This window comes from Pseudovibrio japonicus, from assembly GCF_014651595.1.
GTDB classification, from domain to species: Bacteria; Pseudomonadota; Alphaproteobacteria; order Rhizobiales; family Stappiaceae; genus Pseudovibrio; species Pseudovibrio japonicus.
The window spans coordinates 578,223-601,835 of record NZ_BMXE01000002.1 but is presented as its reverse complement, the minus strand read 5'-3'; the positions used below and the strand labels follow the sequence as shown (position 1 = coordinate 601,835).

Here is a 23,613-nt window from a genome sequence, read left to right as displayed (position 1 = left end):
GGAAGCACCCGTAATCAGGCTAGTCAAAACCTACCTTTTTGAGTACTTGTAAGTAAATTGCATATCTAGTGGCTCTGAGACGTAATTCCGACAGGTTCCTTCGGGTGTAGGAACGGAATACGCTTGCAAAATAAAGGATTTAAGCGGCTTGACCATCCTTTTTTAAAGGCAACCCGCTTTTGGACCACGCTTAATGAAAATTACCTGCCCTCAATGTAACACTGCCTATAAGATCCCCACCGACAAAATTGGCGATACTGGCCGCAAGGTAAAGTGCGCCAGCTGCAATCATATCTGGCATGTTGAACCTGAGGTGAAAGAACAACGGGCCGCGACACCCGACGCAGGTCCAGAAGTACACAACAATTCAACAACCTCTGAAAACCGCAAACAAACGTCTTTTTCTCAAGGCTTTGACGATAGCGACCTGTCCAGTGCAACTGCCAGTACCGGGCGCCACTCAGCCTTTTCAGAGGACGACCTTGCTGCAATTCCCAAGAAAGCCCCTTCGAATTCAGACCCTTTCTGGGACATCGGCACGAGCACACAGTCTGCGGGCAAAGCGGGTTCCTCCTATGAGGGACCAACTGGTAACGCTGCTTCTAAGGACGAGAAACCCGAGGAAAAAAAACGATCTGAGGGCGTTTCACGCAAAGCAGACAGAAGATCTCGAAAAAAAACCAAGTCATCCCGCAAATCAGCTGTTATAAGCGCGAAAGGCCTGCTGGGAGCAAGCCTTCTTGCTGCTTCACTTGCGCTCTGCTTTTCAGTGGTGAAATACCGTGAGGCAATCGTAAGAGGTTTCCCTGACTTGGCTGGTCTGTACCAGTTGGCTGGTATGACCGTAAATCTACGTGGTCTTGTATTTAGGGATCTGAGAACGTTCCGCGAAGTGGACGACGGTTCCGTCGTGCTCGTTGTGGAGGGATCTGTAGAAAATATCGCAAGAAGCGAGACGTTTATTCCGGCGATTAAGCTGGCATTGCGCTCGCAGGACACGCAAGAGATACACTCCTGGATTGTTGAGCCGCGAGAAGACAGGCTTGCACCAGGTGATAAAACCCGGTTCAGAGCTCGGCTAAACAATCCGCCAGAGCGAGCCGCCGACATTCAATTGCGCTTTGTTGAGCGCCAGAAAAAAAGAGCGAGCATTAGATGACCGGTAACCCGGAAATCCGCGTGCTGTTTGATGAAGAAGCAATTGCGACACGCGTAAAAGCAATCGCAGAAGCTATCGCACAGGACAACCCTCACAAACTCCTCGTTGTAGCGGTCTTGAAAGGGAGCTTCATTTTTGCAGCTGACCTTGCCCGCTCTTTACACCGAGCAGGTTCCGTTCCGGAAATGGAATTTTTACACCTTTCAAGTTATGGAAGAGGAACGGTGTCGTCGGGAGATGTAAAAGTACTCCGCGATATCGAAAGCGACGTGACCGGAAGAGACGTCATTTTGGTAGATGATATTCTCGAGTCCGGCCGCACTCTGAAGTTTGCACGCGACCTGATCGCCGAACGTGGTGCAAAGTCTGTCCGGGTAGCTGCACTCCTGGACAAACCGAACCATAGAAAGGCCGACATCAAATCGGATTATACCGGCTTCGATTGCCCGGACAAATTCGTGGTTGGCTACGGCATGGACATGGGGCATGCATGGAGACAGTTACCATTCATCGGCTACGTGCCGCAGGAAGGTGACGACTAACTAAGGGGGGCTATTATGGCTCACATACTTCTAACGGAAGACGATGATGCGGTCCGCGCCTTTGTAAAACGTGCATTGGAGCTGGACGGGCACAAAGTGACCGCCGTGGAAGATGGCGCCGAAGCCGCTCTTGTACTGCTGCAACAGCAAGGCAAGTTTGATCTTCTGCTCTCCGACATCAGAATGCCGGAGATGGATGGGATCGAACTTGCTATGCAAAGCAGCGCTCGCTACCCGGGCCTGCCAATCCTTTTGATGACCGGTTACGCCGACCAGCGTGAACGCTCGGAAGAAGTCGGCAAATGCGTGAAGGACGTGCTGACCAAGCCATTTTCACTGGTAGAAGTCAGAAAAGCCGTCGCCACCGCCCTGAAAGACGAGCAAAGCCCGCAGCAAACTGCGTTTGCATAAAGCCAGCCCCCATAAAAGTTTCAACACGCGATCCCTCCCCCGAGAGATCGCGTTTTGTGTATCTGCAGCACAGCGCGTCAAAGCTGCATCTCGCATTTAACTGCCACAACGCCGCAAAACCAACATCATCCTCGATTTCCATAGGGCGCTTTCTGCACGAAAGCCCTGAAGCAACAAAGGGGATGAGGATGAAGCCCGCTACACTGCTTTGCTTGATTGTACTAGGCACGTTTTCCGTCTTCGAGGCGCAGGCTCAACAAACTCCCCGTGTCCAACCATTCAATATCGCCGAGGATGAAGGCGTATTCCTCATCATCACGGACATCCATTTTGACCCCTTCGCAAATCCAGACCTCGTTCCCATGCTGGATGAAGCACCCGTCGAAAACTGGCTGGAGATCCTATCAAAGGACCGAGGGACCACTTTTGCCGATTATGGCTCGGACACCAACTTCCCGCTCATGATGTCAGCCCTGCAAGCAGCCGCAACACGTGGGCCTTCCTACGACTATGTCATCTATGCCGGTGACTACCTCGCGCACAACTTCGCGGAAAGCTACGCCCAACACGCAGGCCCCAACGCCCAGGGCCATGATACATTTGCCGTTAAGACAATCAGTTTCGTCAACATGATGATGCGCCAGACACTTGGTAATGTCCCCATTTACGGCGCCTTTGGGAACAATGATTCACTCAGTGGCGACTACAGGATACACCCACTCAGCCCCTTACTCGATGACGTAGCTGACCAATGGAACTACCTGACCAACCAACCTGAACGCCTCAATGACTTCACTGTTGGCGGCTTTTACAAAGTTGCCCATCCCACAATTCAGGACCATGACATCATCATCCTGAACAACGTTTTCTGGTCTACAAGATATCCGCTGAACCCCGACGCTAATCAGGGTGATCCGGGAGCGGCCCAAATGGACTGGCTCGAATGGCAACTCTACGACACGCAAGTGCGTGGGAGAACAGCAGAAATCGTTATGCATATCCCGCCGGGAATTGACGCCTTCAGCGTCCTGCGAAGTGCGCAGGCCTGCGAAAACAGTGCTGTCAGCTTTTGGAAAGATGCCTACACACAACAGTTTCTGGAGATGGCGAAAACCTACAGCACCACAATCACCAGCAGTATCGCCGGACACGCACACCATAGTGACTTCAGAGTTATCTCCGATGACGACGGCTCGCCATATTTTGCAACCCGGATTGTCCCCTCGGTCAGCCCCATATTCGGCAACAATCCGGCGTTTTCCTACGTTCTCTACGATAAGGAATACGCAAAACCAAATGACTACGCCACGCTGTCCCTGACCAATCTGGAAGACGTGAGGGGTGGAGAAACGCCAAACTGGGAGCTGGAGTATGTTTTCAGCACATCCTACCAGCAGGCTGACCTGTCGCCTGCCAGCATAGCAGCCGTCGCTGAGGAGATAAGCACATCAGAGGCAGCCCGAGAGGATTTCATCAAGTACTATTCCGGCGGAACAGCGGCGGACAATCCAATCACCGACAGCAATTGGCAGACGTTCTCCTGCGCCCAAACCAACATCACCAGAGCTGATTACATCGCCTGCCTCTGTCAAAATTAGCTGGCGTGCGCATAGCTCCGTTTGAGAGACATTCCCATGAGCATACTAATGTCACCTCACGCGCCGCCTGGTGTGTGAACAATAGGAAACCATCATTCTCACACCGGTTTTGCTTGCATTATGCGCAGTATTGACAGGGCAGGAACATTTCAGTATGCAATTTATTGCAATATATTGCAGGTTTATGCATGATTCTAAATGTTCCAGATACCCGACAAAATACACTCGCTCAACGGCTGGTGAACGGCCAACAAATCGTGGCAGCTGAGGCCGCTCAAGAGTTTGGCGTTTCGCTTGATACGATTCGACGAGACATACTAGCGCTAGAGGCAGCAGGTAAAGCACACCGCGTACGCGGTGGAGCTGTACCAATTGTGGAGCCCGCTTTACCGTTTCATACGCGCATTGCAGATAGGGATGGCCCCAATCCAAAGCTAATCCAGGCAGCCGTTACAGAAATTGGCGCCTCATCAACCCTCATAGTAGATGGCGGTCTAACCAGCCTATATGTGATCGAGCACCTCCCCACTCTAGAGGGAAGAGTTGTGATGACACCCTCACCTTGGGTAGCGATTGCCTGTCAGGAGAGAGGCATTGAGGTCTTCTTGCTAGGTGGAATTTTGAGTCCACAAGGGGGCATCGCAACTGGAGCAGAGGCAGTCAACAATGTCGGCACGGTCGCAGCAGAAATTGCGATATTGGGAGCGTGCGGGATTGATGCAGAATTTGGCCTAAGCTCTGATGACTATAGCGAAGCCAGGATGAAAAAGGCCATGAGCCACGCGGCGCGGCGAACTCTTGTCGTATCCGATCACTCTAAGATCAACCGGAAGGCTCGCCACCAAACCCTTGCCCTATCCGAAATTGATGTGATCGTTACCGATGCACAGCAAGACATGATGGAGCCCTTTATTAACCTTGGAACGATGGTCAGCCGACCGGATGACTAATCTGGCGATCCAAAAAGACCTCACTTTTGCGATGGTGTACCGCAAGCAACCGTTTTCTCCCAACAGAAACGTCCAACCATTTTCTTATTTTGAAGCCTCTCCTCAAAAGGAAAAACATGTCCTACTCCCTTCTGGAAGACGCACATGCGGTAATCTTGCCAGCCTTCGCTTCAACCTCTTTGAGCGACGAATGCAAACGGTTCCTCGATCGGGGCGGCAGCTCAATCTTGATTGGTGAAAGTCGTAACGAATATGTTGCGCGACAGATGTCCTTTGAACGTCGCTGCACCGAAACGGCAGAATCTTTTACCAGCTTGGTGGGCGAAGCAAAGAAACTAAGCAACAATTTGCTTGTCGCCGTAGACCAGGAGTTGGGTGGGATCTGTCGCATGCATGATCTTGTGCCGCAGTTCCCCACAAACGAAGAACTGATTGGCATGAGTGCAAGCGAAGTGGAAGACATCACCTATCGTGTGGCTAAAGCCAGCCAAGCTTTGGGGGTGAACGTTTTTCTTGCTCCTATTGTTGACTTGGTGACCGGCGTGAATCCGTGGTTGGATGGCCGCACCTACTCAACAGATCCTGAAGTTGTTGGGCGTGTGTCCGCAGCTTTTGTGCGAGGTGTCCAAAAAGCTGGCGTAGCTGCGACCGCAAAGCACTTTCCAGGCTTTCACAACATCACCGGAGACCCAGCAATTGATGCCAATGCACATGTGGAAGACGACGCCGACAGCTATGCGCCCGGTTTTAACCCGTTCGCTGATGTGATTGCCGCCGAGGTGGAAATGATCATGGTTGGGCCAGCTATCAATAAAGCGTTTGATCCTGCACGCGCGGCGCTCCGGTCAAAGCCTGTTATTGAAATCCTGAAGCTGGACCTTCGGTATCAAGGTATTGTGATGGCAGACAACTTGGATTCCAAAGCCACCATGCACGGTGACAGCATTGAAAAAGTCGCAGTGGACGCAATCAGAGCTGGTTGTGACTTACTGCTAACGCCAGATGTCGGGACCCAGCTGGAAGAGGTTTCAAAAACGCTGATAAACGCAGTCGAGACTGGTAATATTTCACGAGATGCTCTTGCACAATCAGCTGACAAAATACGAAGGCTGGCACAAAAGTATACTGCCAAGCTTTAGGCAACATCTTGTTCCACAAGCTCACTCCAAAAAGACAACAAACCAAAGGAGACACTCATGCTGAAGGATGAAGACCTGATCAGCTTTGATCAATTTGAAGCCGCGATCTTTGACCTAGACGGAACACTTGTGCATTCCGAGCATGTTTGGGACCAAGCTAAACGAGAGATATTGGCTTCATACGGTATCACCCCAAGCCAGTCCCTGCTCGATAAACATGTCGGGCGTGGTCTGAACGGATTCTTGGACGATGTGTTTGAGCAATCATTAAGTGGCGAGGAATACGAAGAAGTCCGCAATAAGATTGGCGCCCGCGCAGACGTTCTTCTGCCGGAACTATCCTTACCGGTTGAAGGCGCACCGGAATATCTCAGCGCTCTGCACGTCAAGGGGGTACGCATAGCGATTTGCTCCTCATCTCCTGAACGCCATATTCAAAGTGCTATCGATCGACTGTCCCTGCAAAGCCAAGTGGAGTTATATGTTTCTGGATCAGATCTGCCACGCGGAAAGCCTGATCCATTACCTTATCAAACCACATTACAACGTCTTGGATTAAGTGCTTCAAAAGCTTGTGCCTTTGAAGATTCCTCTCCTGGCGCTGAGTCCGCTCTTGCTGCTGGGCTAACGGTTTTTGGTATCGGAGTGCCAATCGCAGGAACAGAGTTTCCCAAACGCACGATACAAGTAAAATGCTTCCGAGACTTACCATTACCATGACCCCTTCGGGGCACCCGAAATTGGGAAGCTTAATTTATTTGGAAAGCCAGCACGCTGTACAAACATCCAGTTTCCTGCTCTTCTACCTGCATATTTCAGTATAGAATTTGAGCGAGCCTTTCCATGGACCAAGAGACTGCTACACGTCCCCATATGTCGGAACTCCGCAATGTCCTGACAAGCGTAGAGGATCCATCAGCGCCCATTCCCTCAGCATTAAAGCACTACGCAGCGGGCCGGATCTACTCAGCAGTCGAAACCTGTTTTGCCCACTGGGAGAACGTGCCTGACCTGTGCAACGCAGATCTCTATTTCGACTACCTGAACGCACTGGAAGGCACTCAGGACCGGCTGGGCTTTCTGCTCGCAACGCAAAGCTACCTAGCCCGCCTGCAAAACGCTCACACCCAGTTCATTGACCGCACGCTACTAAAAAATTCTAGCTTTGGCTTCTGGGCGCGCCCGCTCCCGGCTTCAGCCTCAACACCAAATGACCTTGTCTGGACGGTCTGCAAATCAACCCTATCTGATCTGAAAACGGGTGACATCATCAAAGAGGTCAACAACAGGCCCGCCAAAGAATTCTTCGACCACTACACGCAGTTTGTCAGTGCCTCAAAACCTGAAGCGGTGAGCTATTCCCTAATGTTCAGAGGCTTTCTATTCCCTGAGAGGCTCAATCTCACCCTCTCCGATGGCAGGAAGCTACACATCTCTCGTACCGCAGCAAAACCTCCGCTTACTCGTCAAAAACGTGTTGAATTAGATCGCTCCGGAAAACATCCACGCCTGATCATCCGCAGCTTTGCGGAGCCTGAGTTTGAGCAACAGGCGCTCGCATTCTTGAACCAGATCGACAACGAGGCCCCGCTCATCCTCGACCTGCGCGGCAACGGCGGTGGCGACACACCTTCCAGTCTGAGGAAAAAATTCTGCAAGGAACCAACCCCGCTCAGCATGGAACGTACACCGCAATTCATGGGCCTTGAAAAAGCTGAACAAGCCCTACCTGCATTCCAGAACGGAGAACTCTCTGCACTTCACCTGCCCCCCAACGTTCAACGCACACCCATGACGCTCCTCACAAAAGGAGAAATCCAGCCGGCAAGCCTCACCCCATTCAAAGGAAAACTGGTTGTCCTGATCGACATCGGCAGCTGCTCAGCAACCGAGGACCTTTTGATACCCCTTAAACAGTCCGGGCGCGCAGTATTCGTGGGCGAAGCATCTGCTGGCTCGACCGGACAACCCTACTTCGAAGCCCCCCTGCCAGGAACACAGCTCATGGTCTCGACAAAACGAACTGACTTTCCAGATGGAAGCACGTTCGAAGGCGTGGGCATACAGCCGGACTATCCAGTCCCCCTTACGGCAGAAGACCTCCAGCAAGGCAACGACCCAGCCTTAATCCGGGCAGAGCAACTCTTGAGCTAACCCGCGCGCAGCAAGCACACACCCAAAGGAGACACCCCACATTGCCTAAGCGACGCAGTATTACGCAGCAAATCGGATTTACGCAGCTGTAGAAACCTGTTTTGCCCACTGGGAGAACTTTCCTAATGGATTTAGCACGGCTTAGGCGAAGAGAGCTCAAGGCAAGTAGGCCCTAAAATCAAGTTTGCAAATGAGCCGGTGAACGTGGACCCAACTTTCAGAGAGCTAGGACAAAAAGGAATGGTTACGCCTAAGAAACTAATTGCATTTTCTGTAGTCTTTGTAATCGTCAGTATGACACTCTATATCATAAGTAATTCTACTGAAGGACCATATGAAGATATTCTGAGGAATGCGGATACAGGCGACTTTATACCTTTGAGGAAGATATTTTCATCAAAGTTCCAACAAGCCTGTGTAGTTACGCCATACCAAGATCAAATATCTTTTGACCCCAAAATTGATTCCAAAGTCAATAATAAGATCGCCGAAAATCGTATAATTTATAGCGATGACATGTGGGTATTAGCTATTGTAAACAAAAGTGAAGTGTTGATTTTGGAGTTTAGTAGAAAGCCAACATTGGACATCCTAGATAGTACTCTGTTCCATAGAAATATGGGCGAATTTTACCCTAATTTCTCACCAAAAACATGCGTGGAATATTCCCGTGGAGGTTTTCTGAAGACAAGGCTGAAGGATCGCTACTACGTTACTCTAGGGGTAGAAGAATGATACTAAATGACCTCTTAGAGCGCTATACAAGCAAGGCGAATGCTTATGCTCAGTACTATACGGCCTGGATTCGAAGTAGGGCAGAGCAGTTCCTGAGCTAAACCGCGCGCAGCAAGCACACAGCCAAAAGAGACATCCCCACATCGCCTAAGCCACTCTGTTCATCGGCAAAATCACCGAGGCTCAGTAGCGCTTCATCAGGCGTTCCAGATACTCGAGTTCAAGCTGGGGACGGTCAGGATCGGACAGCCGACGGCGGAGTTCTTCAAGGATACGCCGTGCGCGCTGAACCTCGATCTCATCAGGTACCTTCACTTGGCTGCCAAACTCAGGCCCTTCGACCCGGCGCATCCGGCCCAGAGGGTCCTCGTTAAGCGGTGAAGTGGTCGCCTGCCCTCGCCCGCCACTTTGCCCTGCCAGCTGCTCTGCAAGCGCCTGGGCGCCTTTACGCAGCGATTCCAAGGCCTGACTCTGCTCAGACACCGCCTCATCAGCTTCCTGAGCACCCAGCGCATCGCCAGCTTCCTCCATGGAGTTGCCAGCACTATCCAGATCCTTGTTCGGCTTGGTACCATTGTTCGCCATGCCATCAAGCAGTTTTTGCAGCTCATCCGAGAGATTACGCTGTTGTTTTTGCAGCTGCCGGAAGGCTTCCTGCGCCTCCTCATCACTCATCTGGCCATTCTGACCACGCTTGTCTTGCTGATCACTACGCTGGTGGGGGCGGCGCTGCTGGCTGTCAGGATCAAACTTGTGCGTCTCATCCATCAGCTTGCGCTGCTTCTGAATCATATCGCCAAGGTTCTCCAGTGCCTGCAACATCTGGCGCTGCTGTTCGTTAGGCGTCTGCTGTCGTTGCTGGGCGTTTTGCATGTTCTCCAGCATCTGCTGCATCTGCGCCAACAACTCCCGCGCCGCTTCCAGCGATCCGGTTTTCGCCAGCTCTTCCATCCGGCGCAGCATGTCATCCAGATCGCGGGGCGTGATCTGCTGCCCGTTCTCATCCATCGGCATCTGGCCGAGCTGCTGCGGATTATCCCGCATCTGCTGCGCCATGGACTTCAGATAATCATCCAGCGCCTTCCGCAGATCATCCATCAGCTCGGCAATTTCCTGCTCAGACGCCCCCTGCTCCAGCGCCCGCCGCAAAGCCTCCTGCGCCTCCCGCAAAGCACGCTCGGCGGCAGACAGGCCACCGTCCTCAATGGTCAGCGCCACATTCCACAGCACATCCAGCATGGCCCTCAGATCATCATCGGTTTCGGCTGCCACCAGCTCGCTATAGGCAAAGCGCAGCGGCAGGTAGGAGCCTGCATCGTCAATAAACCGCTCCGGGGCAATCATCAGCACATCCAACACATCAACCACCTGAGAGTAGCTCTCAACATTCATAGCCAGATTGCGCCGCTGCTCAACCACCGCCCGCGCCAACGGCTTATTGAACCGGCGCTCCGGCAGCTTAATATAAACCGGCTGTGACCGCCCCTCCTGTTCGGCCTCATCACGGGCAACAAGCACAAGCGACACCTCGGACCCCGCCCACGGATGCGCCGTCAGATCCTGATAGGTCTGCCCAACCGCCATCTTGGCATCTTTCGGCGGCAAGCTCAGATTAAAGCGCGGTGCCTCCACCAGAGAGCGACCCGACGTTTTCTCATCATCCCGCTGAACCTTATCCATAATGGCTTCCGCAGAAACCACACGGTAATCATCCTGCACCAGATACGTCAGCTTAAGACTGCCTGACAGCTGCTCTTCGGGGTCATCAAACAAGCGAATCCGCGGTGGCAAATCCGGTCGGATAGCAATCTTCCAGGAGTACTTGGGCGAGTCATTTTGCAGGATCTGCAATCGCCCGCTGGAGTTTAGCGGAAACCGCCACTCGGTGGTTGTCATCGCCTCGGAAGTTTCCCCGGCACCCGTTTGAACACGCTCCGGCTCCAGAAACTCTTGTCCCTGACGAGAAAAGTAGACAACGGAAAACTCACCCGTTCCCTGCGCCCGCACCAGCACCGTACTGCCACTGGCAATGGAAAGCGCATTACGCTCATCGCGCAGCTGGTTGGCGTCTCCACTGAGAAAAACCGGGGCTTCGCCGGTATAGGCAGGCGGTGTCACCCAGGCATCAATCCGGGCTGGTACGACACTCCCGACCCCTTCAGCGCGGAACGGTATCAACAGGCTGGACCAACGGTTCGCATCCGAAACGGAATAGCCGACCACGAGCAGCATCACTGCAAAAACCCGCAGGGCGTAGGGATCTTTGGTGAACCCTCGTGGATTGACACCACCAACCCGCAGGTTCTTGAGCCGCGTCCGCAAGGCTTTCTGGTGGGCGGCCCAAAGAGCGAGAGCCTCATCATCATCCATTCCGGTCGCCTGCTCATCCCGATAGGAGAGCAAAGGCCGGTGCGGCAGCCCGCTTGCAAGCTCAACCTTGCGCAGCCCCTCCACCTCATTAGGAAGCTTCAGGCGCAACAGCGGATAGCTGCTCCATGCCAGAACCGCGAGAAACACAATGGAAACAAAGGCAGAGCCGTAAAACCCGAGCAGTTGCCATGCGCCCAGAAAGCTAACGGCTACATAAAGGCAAACCACGATGAGCGGAATCTGAACTGCAGGCCAGAACCGCTCCCAAAACAAATAGAGCTGCGCTTTAAAAGCCAGCCTTTTCAATCGATACTGTAATTTTTGAGAAAACAGAGCCTGCCAGAGGCTTAAAGCGAGAGAGCGTTCACCAAAATGCCGCTTATGCCCTCGCAATTCGCTTGCTGAAGCTATGGCATTCTTGAGATTTTTATTACCGCCATTCTCATTCTGATGGGTCACAAAGGCCTCGCTAACCGCCGCCTGCTCTTTTTCTTTTCAGCATACGGCGATTAGCAAAGGTCAGCAATCTGGCAAACCTAAGGGGCTTTGAAACAGAGTTAAGCCTTTTCAACCCAGTTCGGCACAACGTCTTGATTTAGTAACTCATCATAGCTTGGCCGTTGACGGATGATCGCAAACTTGTCGCCATCCACCAGCACTTCAGGCACCAGAAGGCGTGTGTTGTAGGTGCCCGATTGGGTCGCGCCATAAGCGCCGGCAGAATAAACAGCCAGCAGGTCGCCTTCCTCAAACTTCGGCATTTCACGGTCGCGTGCCAGATAGTCACCAGTCTCACAAACAGGGCCAACAATATCTGCCAGCATCTGCTCTCCGTTCTGGCGCTCTTCGCTCACCGCACCAATCTCATGATGCGCTTCGTAAAGAGTTGGGCGGATCAGGTCGTTCATCGCAGCATCCACGATCACGAAATTCTTGGCCTCACCCTCTTTGCGGTAAATCGTTTCGGTAACGAGAATACCTGCATTTCCTGCGATCAGACGACCAGGTTCGGTGATCAGCTTCACACCAAGACGCTCGATATGCTTGCGAACAATCTTTGCGTATTCTGTTGGCAATGGCGCTTCAATACCGCCGCCATAAGGAATACCAAGACCACCGCCCACATCAAGATGCTCAATTTCAATACCATCTTCGTGCAGCATGCCGATCAGCACACCAAGGCGCTCCAGAGCATCATCAAACGGACCCAACTCGGTAATCTGAGACCCGATATGCATATCCATCCCGGTTACCTTCAGTCCCGGCAGCTGCGCAGCTTCATTATAAACAGCTCGCGCGCGGTCCCAGGCAATACCAAACTTGTTGGCAGCCAAACCGGTTGAGATCTTGGCATGGGTTTTTGCATCCACGTCAGGGTTGATGCGCAGAGAAATCGGCGCGACCTTACCCATCTTGGTGGCAACTTCCGAAAGGCGCTTCAGCTCAGGCTCGGATTCTACGTTAAAGCAGAGGATTCCTGCATCCAGAGCAAACCGCATTTCCTGACGGGTCTTACCAACGCCTGAAAACACAATCTTGTTGGCTGGAATACCTGCCTTCAGTGCACGACGCAGCTCCCCTTCAGAAACAACGTCCGCACCAGCGCCAAGCTTAGCCAGCACCGTCAGAATGGCGATATTGGAGTTCGCCTTCATTGCGTAGCAGGTCAGATGATCTATTCCATCAAACGCACCATCAAAGACCTTGAAGTGGCGTTCAAAAGTTGCTCGGGAATAGCAGTAAAACGGAGTTCCAACTTCCGCAGCGATTTCGGTCAGCGCAACATCTTCAGCGTGAAGAACGCCGCCCTTGAATTCAAAGTAGTGCAAGTTAAGTCCTCTGCACTGGCTCTACCCCCGCGGGATCAGCAAACCAGTCTAAAAATCGAAGTCAGGGTCATCCTCACTCCCACCGAGCAGTGGATCCAGGAAGAAACGCGGGTTCTTCTCGTCTGGAATCTCTGGTCGGGGAGCAGCGTCTATTGGTGGCGGCCCGCCAGCCTCGGCAGCCTCACGCGCCTCGCTTGGCGTGTCCAAACCAATTTTACGCCCACAGGCAGAAACACTCAGACCGAGCGCTACAATTGTGAGGCCAATTAAAAGCTTGGAACTACGATCTTTTGTAATCTCTTTCATGCCTTGCGAGCTCATGTTCTCTCTGCTCCAATCTGGATGATCTTAACAAACCAGAAATTCGACCTAATTACCAGCTCGGGCTAGCCCAAGCCTACTCTTAGTTTCATTTCTGCACCTTAACACCGGTGACTGCAAGATCATCCGCGGAACAGTCTTACTTTTCCGTCTTCTGCTCACGCTCAAGCTGCTTGAGCCATCGTCTGGATTGCTTACGCACATTTACAGGGCTCGTGCCACCGTAAGACACGCGGCTGCGCACAGATTTATCAACGGAAAGAACGCTGTAGACATCATCTGTGATCTGCGGTTCAACGCTCTGCATCTCTTCCAATGTCAGGCGATGAAGATCCACACCCTTATCGACAGCCAGCTTAACAAGTGCACCAGTTACATGGTGTGCGTCACGGAATGGCATGCCAACAACACGCACACACCAGTCAGCCAAATCAGTCGCCGTGGAGTAGCCAGAACCCGCTGCTTTCTTCAAAACAGCTGCATTCGGCTCAAGATCACGCATCATTCCGGTCATGGCAGCCAGAGCCAGAGACAGGTTCGGCAGCGCGTCAAACGCTTGCTCTTTGTCTTCCTGCATGTCCTTGGAATAGGTCAGCGGCAAACCCTTCATCATCACGAGCAGAGAGTTCAGCGCACCATAGATACGGCCCGTTTTCGCGCGGATCAGCTCGGCAGCATCCGGGTTCTTCTTCTGCGGCATGATGGAAGAGCCGGTCGAGAACTTGTCGGAAAGCTTGATGAAGCCGAACTGCGCAGAACACCAGATCACGATCTCTTCTGCCAGACGCGACAGGTGCATCGCGCAGATGGAGGCATCCGCCAGCGCTTCAATGGCAAAGTCACGATCGGAAACGCCATCAAGTGAGTTCGCAGTTGGCCGGTCAAACCCAAGCGCGGACGCAGTCATCTCACGGTCAATCGGGAAAGAGGTACCAGCAAGCGCGGCACACCCCAGCGGGCTCTCATTCATACGCGCACGCGCATCTTGAAGACGAGAGCGGTCGCGAGCGAACATCTCTACATATGCCATCAGGTGATGACCGAAAGTCACAGGTTGCGCAGACTGCAAGTGCGTAAAGCCCGGCATTACAACCGCTGCATGTTCCTCGGCTTTCTCAGCAAGGGCCTGCATCAGGTCAGTCACCTGTGCCTCAAGATCGTCCAAAGAGTCGCGTACCCAAAGGCGGAAATCTGTGGCAACTTGATCGTTGCGTGACCGGGCTGTATGAAGACGACCAGCCGTTGGGCCGATCAGTTCTGCCAGGCGCGCTTCGATATTCATGTGAATGTCTTCAAGCGCACGAGAGAAGGTGAAGGTGCCTTCTTCGATCTCTGACAGAATTGTGTCTAGACCCTGAGCTATCTTTTCGGCATCTTCTGCGCTAACGATGCCCTGTGCAGCCAACATGCTAACATGAGCCTTGGACCCGGCTATATCTTGTCGGTAGAGCTTGCGATCAAAATCGATGGAAGCGTTGATCTCTTCCATGATTGCATCTGGCCCTTCCGCAAAACGGCCCCCCCACATGCGGTTGCTCATGTTTAGCCTCATTATGATTTGGGTTTGATATGAAGAAACTGACAGTTACCGGAAAGTTCAGCCTCGGAAAAGGGCTTATTGCAGCATTAGCAGGGTTTATTGTCGTAGCTGCCGCCGCATGGGCTCTAAATCCGGCAGGAAACGGGGATCCACAAGTCCACACCAGCTCTTCTTCAATGAATACCGCAAAAAATCTCAAGAATTTTACGACGGGCGAAGTCGCTGCTTTCCTACCTGCCGAGCGGCCTTTGAACCTCTCGGAGCTCGAATTTCATGATGCAGACGGCAATCTCGTCAAAATGGCAGACCTGAAAGGTACCAAGCTGCTCAACCTGTGGGCCACATGGTGCGCGCCCTGCCGCAAAGAAATGCCTCATCTGGACAACCTGCAGCGTCAGGCTGGTGGTGAAAACTTTAACGTCATCGCCGTCAACATGGACCGGGGCGAGGGCAATCAAAAGCCGCTGGAGTTTCTGGAAGAAATCGGCGTGAAGGATCTGGCGTACTTCTCTGACCACACCATGGCAACCTTCAACGACCTGCGTAGCAAAGGCAAGGCCCCCGGCCTGCCAAGCACAATCCTGATTGGTGAAGATGGCTACGAAATCGGCACAATGTTTGGCCCTGCCGACTGGGCCTCCCCGGAAGCGCTCGATTTGATTAACGCAGCACTGGCCGGGCAGAAAGAAAATCAGACTGCCCAGACCGATTAATTTTAGCCCTTACCGGCAACAGGGCGGTCTCTCATTCGCATGAGACCTTCCTGAACCGCAGAGGCGACAAGCACACCATCGCGCGTATACAAACTGCCACGGCTAAAGCCACGGCCACCGGCTGTGCGCGGGCTGTCCTGCGTGTAAAGCAGCCACTCATCCATGCGGAAGTCACTGTGGAACCACATAGCGTGGTCCAGACTTGCCACCTGCAGGTTTGGCACAAATACGTTGATGCCATGTGGGAACAGCGCAGTGTCCAACAACGTCATGTCAGAGGCATATGCCAACACGCACTGGTGAATCCGTGGATCATCCGGCAACTTGGAAGCCGCACGAACCCACACATGTTGCACCGGCTCTTGCTTCTTACGAGAGAAATACTGTCCCAAATCCAGCGGACGCAGTTCAATCGGGCGCTCACGTTTCCAGTATTTCTGAACCGGCTCCGGTGCCTTTGAGATCAGCTCATCCGAAATCTCGGAGATCGGCATCAGATCTTCCGGCATCGGCACGTCCGGCATCTCGATCTGATGCTCCATACCGGTTTCAACACGCTGGAATGAGGCAGACATCGAGAAGATCGCCTGACCGTGCTGAATTGCAACCACACGCCGTGTGGTAAAGCTGCCGCCATCACGAATCCGGTCCACCTCGTAAATGATCGGCACCTTGGGGTCGCCCGGACGCAGAAAATATCCATGCAGCGAATTGGCCTGACGCTCTGCGCCAACCGTACGGGAGGCTGCAACAAGGGCCTGACCAATCACCTGCCCACCAAAAACACGCTGCCATCCGCTTTGCGGACTTGTCCCGCGAAACAGATTCTCCTCCAATTTCTCCAGGTCCAAAAGGTCCAGTAGATTTTCAACAGCCTTCGTCATTGCAGACAAACCTATTTTAGTAGTGATTTCGATTGAATGTGAGTAGTGTGACGCTATATCGGTAGTGTCAACGGTTAATTGGGCTAACCGAACGATTACAGGGAAGAATTCCATGAGCAAAAAACAAGCCGCCAATGAAGATTTTTACGACGTTACCATAGGCGGTGGCGGCTATGTTGGATTGTCGCTTGCGCTTGCTTTGAAGCAGTCAGAACCTTCCATGAAAATCGCGCTGGTAGACCTGCGCCCACGCTCCGCAATCGAAAATGACCCACGCTCCTCCGCCGTCGCGGCAGGCGCTGTACGTATGCTCGATCAGCTCGGCATCTGGCACAAACTGGAGGCAGAGTCCCAGCCGATCACAGAAATGATCGTCACGGACAGCAAGCTGCACGACAGCGTGCGCCCCGTCTTCCTGACCTTTGCTGGTGATGTTGATGATGGCGAACCATTTGCCCGCATGGTTCAGAACAATCATATGGTTGGCGCATTGCATGATGCAGCCACAGATGCAGGTGTTCACATCTACGCTCCCGACAGCGTCAAAGACTTCGTTGTCGAGCCAGCCCACGTCCAGATTTCCCTTGGCAGCGGCAAAACCATCCAGTCCCGCCTGATCGTTGCAGCCGATGGCGTCCGCTCCAAACTCCGCGACCTTGCAGGCATCCAATGCAACCGCTGGAGCTACAACCAAAGCGGCATCGTCACCACCGTGGCGCATGAGCGCCCACACAATGGCCGCGCAGAAGAGCACTTCCTGCCCTCGGGCCCATTCGCCATCCTGCCCCTGAAGGGCAACCGCTCCTCCATCGTCTGGACGGAAAAGACAGCGGAAGCCAACCGTTTGGTAAATGGCGATGAATTCACCTTCGAGATCGAACTGGAGCGCCGCTTCGGCCATCATTTGGGTCAGCTCAAACTAGACGGCCCACGTCAAGCCTTCCCGCTCAACCTCGTTCTGGCGCGCTCTTTCGTCTCCAACCGCTTCGCACTGGCAGGCGATGCCGCTCACGGCATCCACCCAATTGCGGGTCAGGGCCTCAACTACGGCTTCAAGGATGTTGCAGCCCTCTCAGAGGTTCTGGTAGACGCCCACCGCCTCGGCCTTGATATTGGTGCCGCACACATTCTGGAGCGCTACCAAAGCTGGCGCCGCTTCGATACTTGGCAGATGGGCATGACCACCGACGTACTGAACCGCCTGTTCTCCAACAACATCGACCCCGTCCGCGCCGTCCGCGATCTCGGCCTCGGCCTTGTCGAGCGCATGCCGTTCCTGAAAAGGCACTTCATCGGCGAAGCAGCTGGTATGGCCGGCCCTTCCCCAAAGCTCCTACTCGGCAATCCATTGTAAGGCACCTACGTGAAAGACAAACGCTCCATCCTCATCACCGGATGTTCCACCGGCATTGGTTATTCCGCCGCGTACATTTTGAGAGAGAGAGGATGGCAAGTCTTTCCCACCTGTCGCAAGCCAGAGGATGCCGAACACCTGCGCTCGGAAGGCTTTGACGCCTTCCACCTGGATTATTGCGATACCGAATCTATTCAGTCCGCCGTTGAGTCAGTTCTGAAAATCACCGGTGGACGCCTTGATGCCCTTTTCAATAACGGCGCCTATGGCCTTCCCGGCGCTATCGAAGACCTTCCCACCGATGCCTTGCGCCGCCAGTTTGAAACCAACTTCTTCGGCTGGCACGAGCTGACCCGTCTTGTCATTCCGGCCATGCGCAAACAAGGCCATGGCCGCATCGTACAGTGCTCCTCAATCCTCGGCCTCGTCGCCATGGACTACCGCGGCGCCTACAACGCCACCAAGTTTGCACTGGAAGGCTACACCGACACCCTACGGCTAGAACTGCATGGCTCAGGCATACAGGTTAGCTTAATCGAACCGGGTCCGATTCAATCCAGGTTCTCCCAAAACGCCGTCAGAATGTTCTTCAAGGAGATCGGCGAGGACGCCAAGAACGCCTCCCACTTCCGCGAAAGCTACAACCGCCGCCTCACCATGCTTTCCAAAGGCGGCACCACAAAATTCAAACTCCCACCCGATGCCGTGGTCAAAAAACTGATCCACGCCATCGAAGCCCCCAAGGCAAAGGCGCGTTATTACGTTACCGTTCCAACCTACATCATGGGTACCCTCCGCCGCCTCCTGCCAACATCACTGGTCGACATAATCCTGAGAAGATTTGCAAAGTCGGAGGAGTGAAGCAACAAAACAACCCGGGCGAAGCTGGATCATATTTCCAATGCTCTGAACTCACACCGCCCGGCAAAAGAGATACCTCATGGCATTATTTCATCCCGATAACCACACCCTGAGCGAACAACACAAGCGGATCTACGCCTATTGCGAGCTCGCTTACACCACTGTTGATTTCAGCGCAGCAGCCTTGTTCGTTATTGGCAGCATTCTCTTCTTTAGAGAGGCAACCACTTATCTGGGCACCTGGTTGTTTTTGATTGGCTCGATTTTGTTCGGCTTGCGCCCGACAATTAAGCTCTTTCGCGAACTCGCCTATATCCGCCTCAGGAAATATCAGGAAGTCCGCGATGAATCCGAGAATAATACGGGTTGGCTAAATCCCGATATGAGGTGAAGCTAGTCAGAAGTTCTTCCAACGACCAACCACAGAGCTGCGTTTTAGCTCAGTCGAGTCCGAATGACCTTCATACTAGCACTGCATATTCTTCTCGTTCTGTCGTTCACAATTCGAATTCTGCTGCGAGATGACTTGTCACCGCCGGTCCGCCTGGCATGGTTCATCGTCCTGAACGTGCTTCCCTATGTTGGCATCGCCATTTACTTCCTCTTCGGGGAAACCGATCTTGGCCACCGCGCAGACAAACGGCACAAAGAGATTTTTGATGAGATCCATGAAAATGCATCACAGTTCATGGGTGCGCCAGCTGATGTCGATCATTTAATCGACCCAGAGTATCGCAACGGCTTCCATTATGCGGGCTCAATCAACGGCTTTTATCCAATTGCCGGAAACAACGCCACGCTGATGGAAGACGCCACCGCAACCCGTGAAAGCATGATAGCGGACATCGATGCGGCGCAGGAGTATGTGCATGTCCTCTACTACATCTGGCTCGATGACTACACAGGCACGGCCCTTGCAAATGCCCTGATCAGAGCAGCCCAAAGAGGGGTCCAATGCCGCGCAATGGCAGATGGCCTCGGCTCACACAAGTTTATCAAATCACAGCTCTGGAAGAGAATGAGCGAGGCTGGCGTTCAACTGGCTGTCGCATTGCCGATCAACAAACCCGTTCGCACCCTGCTGACCAGCAGACTGGACCTGCGCAACCACCGCAAGATCACCATCATCGATGGCAAGGTAACCTACTGCGGCAGCCGAAACTCAGCTGATCCGGAGTTTCTCGTAAAAGCCAAATACGCGCCCTGGGTCGACATCATGCTGCGCCTGACCGGACCCATTGTGACCCAAAACCAGCTTCTATTCATCAGCGATTGGATGCAAGCAACAGATGAGAGGATTGATGACTTTGAATTGAAGGCAGAACCCGCAGAAGAAGGGTTTCCCGCACAGGTGATGGGCGATGGCCCAACGGAGCGCAAAGGAGCAACACCCCAACTCTTCGCCTGCCTTATCGCGACCGCCCGCTTCGAACTCACCTTATCGACCCCCTACTTTGTCCCCGATGAAACCGTTCTGGAAGCCTTACGCGCGGCGGCATATCGAGGCGTAAAAGTCACGCTGATCTTCCCAAAGATCAACGACAGCTGGATCGTGGCAGCCGCAAGCCGCAGCCATTATTTCAAACTTCTGGAGGCGGGCTGTGATCTCTTTGAGTTCAAAGGCGGACTATTGCACGCCAAGACACTCACAATGGACAAGAAGATCACGCTAATCGGCTCTTCAAATCTGGACCTGCGGAGCTTTGACCTAAACTACGAAAACAACATTCTCCTGCAAGACAAAGCAATAACGCAGGCTGTTTTCGGGCGACAACAACAATACCTCCAAAGTTCCGAACAAGTTCGTTTCGAAACCGTTTCAAATTGGCCCTATCTCCAAAGAATTAAAAACAACATCATCGCCACAGTGAGCCCGATCCTGTAGCACTGCAACAACGTATCCACCCGTTGCTCTTCACCGTCTGAAAGTACCATTACCAGCAAAACTAGGGTTTCCGATTTCTGCTATTATTCCGAGTGTTGCAGATTCGGAGGGGAGATATGCAGTTGCGGAATTTGAGGTTAGCTCTGGCGGCTTTTGTCATTTTAATGTCAGGCCAAGCTCTTCTCCCTGCGCACGCTTCAAACCTTAAATACGCCACTCGCGCTGCAGAACGAGGCGACGCCCACTATCAATATAAACTTGGGACTTATTACGAAGACGGAAAAGGCGTTCAGCAAGACTATGCTCAAGCCGTAAAGTGGTACCGACGCGCTGCCGAACAGGGCCATGCCAGCGCGCGACATAGTCTCGGATACCAATACCAATATGGCCGTGGCGTGCCGCAAGACTACAAAGAAGCTATAAAATGGTACCGCCTTGCAACAGAAGGTCGCCATGGAGGCCATGCAGGAGCGCAACTTAGCCTAGGGTACATGTATGACAAAGGGCTGGGCGTATCACAAGACTACAGAGAAGCTAAAAAATGGTACCAGCATTCCGCTAAACGAGGCAATGCAACAGCACAACATAACCTCGGCCTCCTATATCAATATGGACAAGGCGTACCACTGGATCACAAAGAGGCTGCAAAATGGTACCGGCTTTCCGCAGATCAGGGTAATGCCCGAGCACAGCTTGACCTTGGATACCTGCATGATAAAGGGCTGGGAGTTTCGCAGGACTATGCTCAAGCTGCAAAGTGGTACCACCTCGCAGCTGAGCAGGGCTATACCAAAGCACGATACAACCTCGCGCTCCTATATGAAGACGGACAAGGCGTTCAGCAAGACTATCCTCAAGCCGCTAAGTGGTACCGCCTAGCAGCCGAGCAGGGCCATACAAGTGCGCGCTACAACCTCGCACTCCTATATCAAGATGGATGGGGCGTTCCGCAGAGCTATGCTCAAGCCGAAAAATGGTACCGCCTCGCAGCTGAGCAGGGCCATACCAAGGCACGATACAACCTCGCACTCCTATATCAAGATGGACGAGGCGTGCAGCAAGACTACCACGAAGCAGCAAGATTGTACCGCCTCGCAGCATCAAAAGGCCATCCTAAAGCACAGTTTGAACTTGGCTACATGTACGCTAACGGGCAAGGTGTTGAGCAGGACTACAGCACCGCAGCAAGATGGTACCAACATGCAGCAGAACAGGGCCATACCAAAGCACAAGACACCCTTAGCCTCCTATATCGCGAAGGCCGGGGCGTACCACAGGACTTCAAAGAGTCCGTAAAATGGTATCAGCTCGCCAAGGGTCAAAACCAAGCGGAAGCGCAGGCTGATCTTGGGTACATGCTTGAAAAAGGAAAAGGCGTATCGCAAGACTACAAAGAAGCCGCGAAATGGTACCGACTTGCCGCAGACCAAGGCAATGCAATAGCACAATCTAACCTTGGGCTCCTATATCGCAAAGGCCGAGGCGTACCGCAGGATCACAAAGAGACCGCAAAATGGTTCCGACTTGCCGCCGATCAAGGCAACGCAATAGCACAGGTTGAACTCGGGTACATGTACGCAAAAGGAAAAGGCGTTCCGCAAGACAACAATGAAGCCGCGAAATGGTACCGACTTGCCGCAAGTCAGGGCAATGCAATAGCACAAAGTAACCTAGCGTATTACTACAAAGATGGACGAGGCGTTCCGCAGGATTACGTGGAAGCAGCAAACTGGTTCAAGCTTTCCGCTTCTCAAGGCAATGATTGGGCACAATATGAACTCGCTCGCTTATATCAAAATGGGCAAGGAATTGAGCAGGACTACAGTATAGCAGCGAGATGGTACCAACATGCGGCTGAACAAGGCCATGCCAAAGCACAGCTTGAACTTGGGTATCTATACACAGTAGGGCTCGGCGTGCAGTTGGACCACAACCAAGCTGAAAAATGGTACCAGTCAGCGGCTAATAACGGCAATGCTCTGGCACAAAGTCGTCTTAGTGGCATGCGCAAAACTGAAGAAGAATTGCAGCACTATTACGCTAATCTTGCAAAAGAGTACCTTCTGGCCGCTGAAAAGCATCTTTCCCAGTTTCACTATAACATCGGTCGCGCCTTCACAAACGGACAAGGGCTGCCTCAAGACTATACCCAAGCCGCAGAGACGTTTCGCATTGCAGCTGAACAAGGTCACGCCAACGCACAGTTCAATCTCGGGCGCATCTACGAAATCGGTCTGGGTGTAGAGCAGGATTATGACAAGGCTCTAAAATGGTACATTCGCGCCGCTGAACAGGGTCTTGCCGACGCACAGTATAACCTCGCCGTTATGTACGCCAACGGGACAGGTCTGCCGCAAGATACCGCTGAAGCTTTGGCGTGGTACCGTTTCGCCGCGGAGCAAGACCACGTCGACGCGCAATTTAACCTCGGGTTTATGTATGCCACAGGACAAGGTGTATCAAAGGACGAAGCCGAAGCTGCAAAATGGGTTGGCCTTGCCGCTGAGCAAGGTCATGCAGAAGCGCAGTATCGCATCGGGCGTGCCTACGAAAATGGAGTAGGCGTAAAAGAAGACCATGTAAAATCTGCGAACTGGTACTACCTTGCCGCCCAGCAAAACCATGCCGAAGCTCAATATTACCTCGGACGTATGTATGCCACCGGCCAAGGCACTCCACAAGATGAAGCAGAAGCGGTCAAATGGGTTCTCCAAGCAGCCCAACATGGTCATGTAGATGCGCAATACCGTATCGGCCTAGCCTACTTTAAGGGGCATGGAGTCCACCAGAACCTCAAAAACGCATACATCTGGTTCTTTATTGCAGACGCAAATGGCAGCAAACCTGCGCTAAAATACCAAGAGGAAGCCGCAGAGCTCCTGACCGCAAATGAAAGAGAGCAGGCCGACAGAGAGGCGAAGGCACTCATCAAAATGATAAAGGACAAAAAAGGGATAGATCCTGCCAAAACTCCACCAGAGATCAAGCTTTCCCCCATCGTTCCTACTTGATTAATGAGCAGTCTGAATCGGGCCCGCTCCCCTCCAACTAGGTAAAGGCGAAAAACAATCCTGAAACTATTATCTTTTACTGGCGTGACGACACCCCCGTCCTTCAGGGCGAGGAGACGTTACTGATAAGTGCTGCAACACATTGCAAATCCCCCAC

20 protein-coding genes are annotated in these 23,613 nt (G+C 52.9%); 15 read left to right on the top strand and 5 right to left on the bottom strand.

All coding sequences use genetic code 11. From position 1 onward, the window contains the following. Window positions 1-193: 193 nt before the first annotated feature. The 9 genes from IE076_RS07505 (at window position 194) to IE076_RS07465 (ending at window position 8,688) form a co-directional block, all read left to right on the top strand. Window positions 194-1,159, top strand: a complete 966-nt coding sequence (locus tag IE076_RS07505) for a zinc-ribbon domain-containing protein (protein ID WP_189436135.1) — start codon at window positions 194-196, stop codon at window positions 1,157-1,159. Continuing rightward, window positions 1,156-1,701: a hypoxanthine phosphoribosyltransferase gene (gene hpt / locus IE076_RS07500; RefSeq protein WP_189436134.1), complete on the top strand. Its 546-nt coding sequence runs from the start codon at window positions 1,156-1,158 to the stop codon at window positions 1,699-1,701. Before IE076_RS07505 ends, hpt begins: the two co-directional genes overlap by 4 nt. Window positions 1,702-1,716: 15 nt before the next feature. Further along, on the top strand, window positions 1,717-2,112 hold the full coding sequence (locus IE076_RS07495) for a response regulator (RefSeq protein ID WP_054661543.1): 396 nt from the start codon (window positions 1,717-1,719) through the stop codon (window positions 2,110-2,112). 188 nt (window positions 2,113-2,300) lie between these two features. Further along, entirely contained in the window at window positions 2,301-3,710 is a 1,410-nt protein-coding gene (locus IE076_RS07490) for an acid sphingomyelinase family protein (protein WP_189436133.1), read from the top strand. 188 nt (window positions 3,711-3,898) lie between these two features. Continuing rightward, complete coding sequence (locus tag IE076_RS07485; protein WP_189436132.1) at window positions 3,899-4,660, top strand: DeoR/GlpR family DNA-binding transcription regulator; 762 nt, start codon at window positions 3,899-3,901, stop codon at window positions 4,658-4,660. A 116-nt stretch (window positions 4,661-4,776) separates the two neighbouring features. Further along, window positions 4,777-5,799 carry a glycoside hydrolase family 3 N-terminal domain-containing protein gene (locus tag IE076_RS07480; protein WP_189436131.1) on the top strand — a complete coding sequence of 341 codons (1,023 nt, stop codon included), beginning with the start codon at window positions 4,777-4,779 and terminating at the stop codon, window positions 5,797-5,799. A gap of 57 nt (window positions 5,800-5,856) precedes the next feature. Further along, complete coding sequence (locus IE076_RS07475; protein WP_189436130.1) at window positions 5,857-6,519, top strand: HAD family hydrolase; 663 nt, start codon at window positions 5,857-5,859, stop codon at window positions 6,517-6,519. Window positions 6,520-6,642: 123 nt separating this feature from the next. Then, window positions 6,643-7,953, top strand: coding sequence for a S41 family peptidase (locus tag IE076_RS07470; protein ID WP_189436129.1), 1,311 nt, complete (start codon window positions 6,643-6,645; stop codon window positions 7,951-7,953). A 240-nt stretch (window positions 7,954-8,193) separates the two neighbouring features. Continuing rightward, window positions 8,194-8,688 (top strand): hypothetical protein, encoded by a 495-nt coding sequence (locus tag IE076_RS07465; RefSeq protein ID WP_189436128.1) that lies wholly within the window; start codon window positions 8,194-8,196, stop codon window positions 8,686-8,688. A 183-nt stretch (window positions 8,689-8,871) separates the two neighbouring features. Here IE076_RS07465 and IE076_RS07460 read toward each other — a convergent pair whose 3' ends face one another. The 4 genes from IE076_RS07460 to argH form a co-directional block, all read right to left on the bottom strand. Then, entirely contained in the window at window positions 8,872-11,364 is a 2,493-nt protein-coding gene (locus IE076_RS07460; RefSeq protein ID WP_209008925.1) for a TIGR02302 family protein, read from the bottom strand. A 251-nt stretch (window positions 11,365-11,615) separates the two neighbouring features. Next, window positions 11,616-12,887 carry a diaminopimelate decarboxylase gene (gene lysA, locus IE076_RS07455; RefSeq protein ID WP_189436126.1) on the bottom strand — a complete coding sequence of 424 codons (1,272 nt, stop codon included), beginning with the start codon at window positions 12,885-12,887 and terminating at the stop codon, window positions 11,616-11,618. Window positions 12,888-12,935: 48 nt separating this feature from the next. Then, on the bottom strand, window positions 12,936-13,208 hold the full coding sequence (locus IE076_RS07450; protein ID WP_189436125.1) for a hypothetical protein: 273 nt from the start codon (window positions 13,206-13,208) through the stop codon (window positions 12,936-12,938). 139 nt (window positions 13,209-13,347) lie between these two features. Then, window positions 13,348-14,748, bottom strand: coding sequence for an argininosuccinate lyase (argH, locus tag IE076_RS07445; protein WP_189436124.1), 1,401 nt, complete (start codon window positions 14,746-14,748; stop codon window positions 13,348-13,350). 29 nt (window positions 14,749-14,777) lie between these two features. Here argH and tlpA point away from each other — a divergent pair, with 29 nt between their 5' ends. Further along, window positions 14,778-15,461 (top strand): thiol:disulfide interchange protein TlpA, encoded by a 684-nt coding sequence (tlpA, locus tag IE076_RS07440; RefSeq protein WP_189436123.1) that lies wholly within the window; start codon window positions 14,778-14,780, stop codon window positions 15,459-15,461. A 2-nt stretch (window positions 15,462-15,463) separates the two neighbouring features. Here the strand turns inward: tlpA and tesB are convergent, their stop codons facing one another. Then, a complete protein-coding gene (gene tesB / locus IE076_RS07435) occupies window positions 15,464-16,345 on the bottom strand; it encodes an acyl-CoA thioesterase II (protein WP_189436122.1) in 882 nt (293 codons plus the stop codon). A 112-nt stretch (window positions 16,346-16,457) separates the two neighbouring features. On the opposite strand from tesB, the gene IE076_RS07430 reads away from it, so the two are divergent. The 5 genes from IE076_RS07430 to IE076_RS07410 all read left to right on the top strand — a co-directional run bounded on the left by IE076_RS07430 (window position 16,458) and on the right by IE076_RS07410 (window position 23,456). Beyond that, window positions 16,458-17,699, top strand: coding sequence for a ubiquinone biosynthesis hydroxylase (locus tag IE076_RS07430; RefSeq protein ID WP_189436121.1), 1,242 nt, complete (start codon window positions 16,458-16,460; stop codon window positions 17,697-17,699). A gap of 9 nt (window positions 17,700-17,708) precedes the next feature. Continuing rightward, window positions 17,709-18,560: an SDR family oxidoreductase gene (locus tag IE076_RS07425; RefSeq protein ID WP_189436120.1), complete on the top strand. Its 852-nt coding sequence runs from the start codon at window positions 17,709-17,711 to the stop codon at window positions 18,558-18,560. A 79-nt stretch (window positions 18,561-18,639) separates the two neighbouring features. After that, on the top strand, window positions 18,640-18,951 hold the full coding sequence (locus IE076_RS07420) for a YrhK family protein (RefSeq protein WP_189436119.1): 312 nt from the start codon (window positions 18,640-18,642) through the stop codon (window positions 18,949-18,951). A gap of 63 nt (window positions 18,952-19,014) precedes the next feature. Continuing rightward, on the top strand, window positions 19,015-20,445 hold the full coding sequence (gene cls / locus IE076_RS07415; RefSeq protein ID WP_189436118.1) for a cardiolipin synthase: 1,431 nt from the start codon (window positions 19,015-19,017) through the stop codon (window positions 20,443-20,445). A 116-nt stretch (window positions 20,446-20,561) separates the two neighbouring features. Then, complete coding sequence (locus tag IE076_RS07410) at window positions 20,562-23,456, top strand: SEL1-like repeat protein (protein ID WP_189436117.1); 2,895 nt, start codon at window positions 20,562-20,564, stop codon at window positions 23,454-23,456. The last annotated feature ends 157 nt before the right edge of the window (window positions 23,457-23,613 follow it).

Bases quoted from the DNA above. Each gene is read 5' to 3' on its own strand.
- IE076_RS07505 (WP_189436135.1), top strand. From the start codon at position 194: ATGAAAATTACCTGCCCTCAATGTAACACTGCCTATAAGATCCCCACC.
- hpt (WP_189436134.1), top strand. From the start codon at position 1,156: ATGACCGGTAACCCGGAAATCCGCGTGCTGTTTGATGAAGAAGCAATT.
- IE076_RS07495 (WP_054661543.1), top strand. From the start codon at position 1,717: ATGGCTCACATACTTCTAACGGAAGACGATGATGCGGTCCGCGCCTTT.
- IE076_RS07490 (WP_189436133.1), top strand. From the start codon at position 2,301: ATGAAGCCCGCTACACTGCTTTGCTTGATTGTACTAGGCACGTTTTCC.
- IE076_RS07485 (WP_189436132.1), top strand. From the start codon at position 3,899: ATGATTCTAAATGTTCCAGATACCCGACAAAATACACTCGCTCAACGG.
- IE076_RS07480 (WP_189436131.1), top strand. From the start codon at position 4,777: ATGTCCTACTCCCTTCTGGAAGACGCACATGCGGTAATCTTGCCAGCC.
- IE076_RS07475 (WP_189436130.1), top strand. From the start codon at position 5,857: ATGCTGAAGGATGAAGACCTGATCAGCTTTGATCAATTTGAAGCCGCG.
- IE076_RS07470 (WP_189436129.1), top strand. From the start codon at position 6,643: ATGGACCAAGAGACTGCTACACGTCCCCATATGTCGGAACTCCGCAAT.
- IE076_RS07465 (WP_189436128.1), top strand. From the start codon at position 8,194: ATGGTTACGCCTAAGAAACTAATTGCATTTTCTGTAGTCTTTGTAATC.
- IE076_RS07450 (WP_189436125.1), bottom strand. From the start codon at position 13,208: ATGAGCTCGCAAGGCATGAAAGAGATTACAAAAGATCGTAGTTCCAAG.
- argH (WP_189436124.1), bottom strand. From the start codon at position 14,748: ATGAGCAACCGCATGTGGGGGGGCCGTTTTGCGGAAGGGCCAGATGCA.
- tlpA (WP_189436123.1), top strand. From the start codon at position 14,778: ATGAAGAAACTGACAGTTACCGGAAAGTTCAGCCTCGGAAAAGGGCTT.
- tesB (WP_189436122.1), bottom strand. From the start codon at position 16,345: ATGACGAAGGCTGTTGAAAATCTACTGGACCTTTTGGACCTGGAGAAA.
- IE076_RS07430 (WP_189436121.1), top strand. From the start codon at position 16,458: ATGAGCAAAAAACAAGCCGCCAATGAAGATTTTTACGACGTTACCATA.
- IE076_RS07420 (WP_189436119.1), top strand. From the start codon at position 18,640: ATGGCATTATTTCATCCCGATAACCACACCCTGAGCGAACAACACAAG.
- cls (WP_189436118.1), top strand. From the start codon at position 19,015: ATGACCTTCATACTAGCACTGCATATTCTTCTCGTTCTGTCGTTCACA.
- IE076_RS07410 (WP_189436117.1), top strand. From the start codon at position 20,562: ATGCAGTTGCGGAATTTGAGGTTAGCTCTGGCGGCTTTTGTCATTTTA.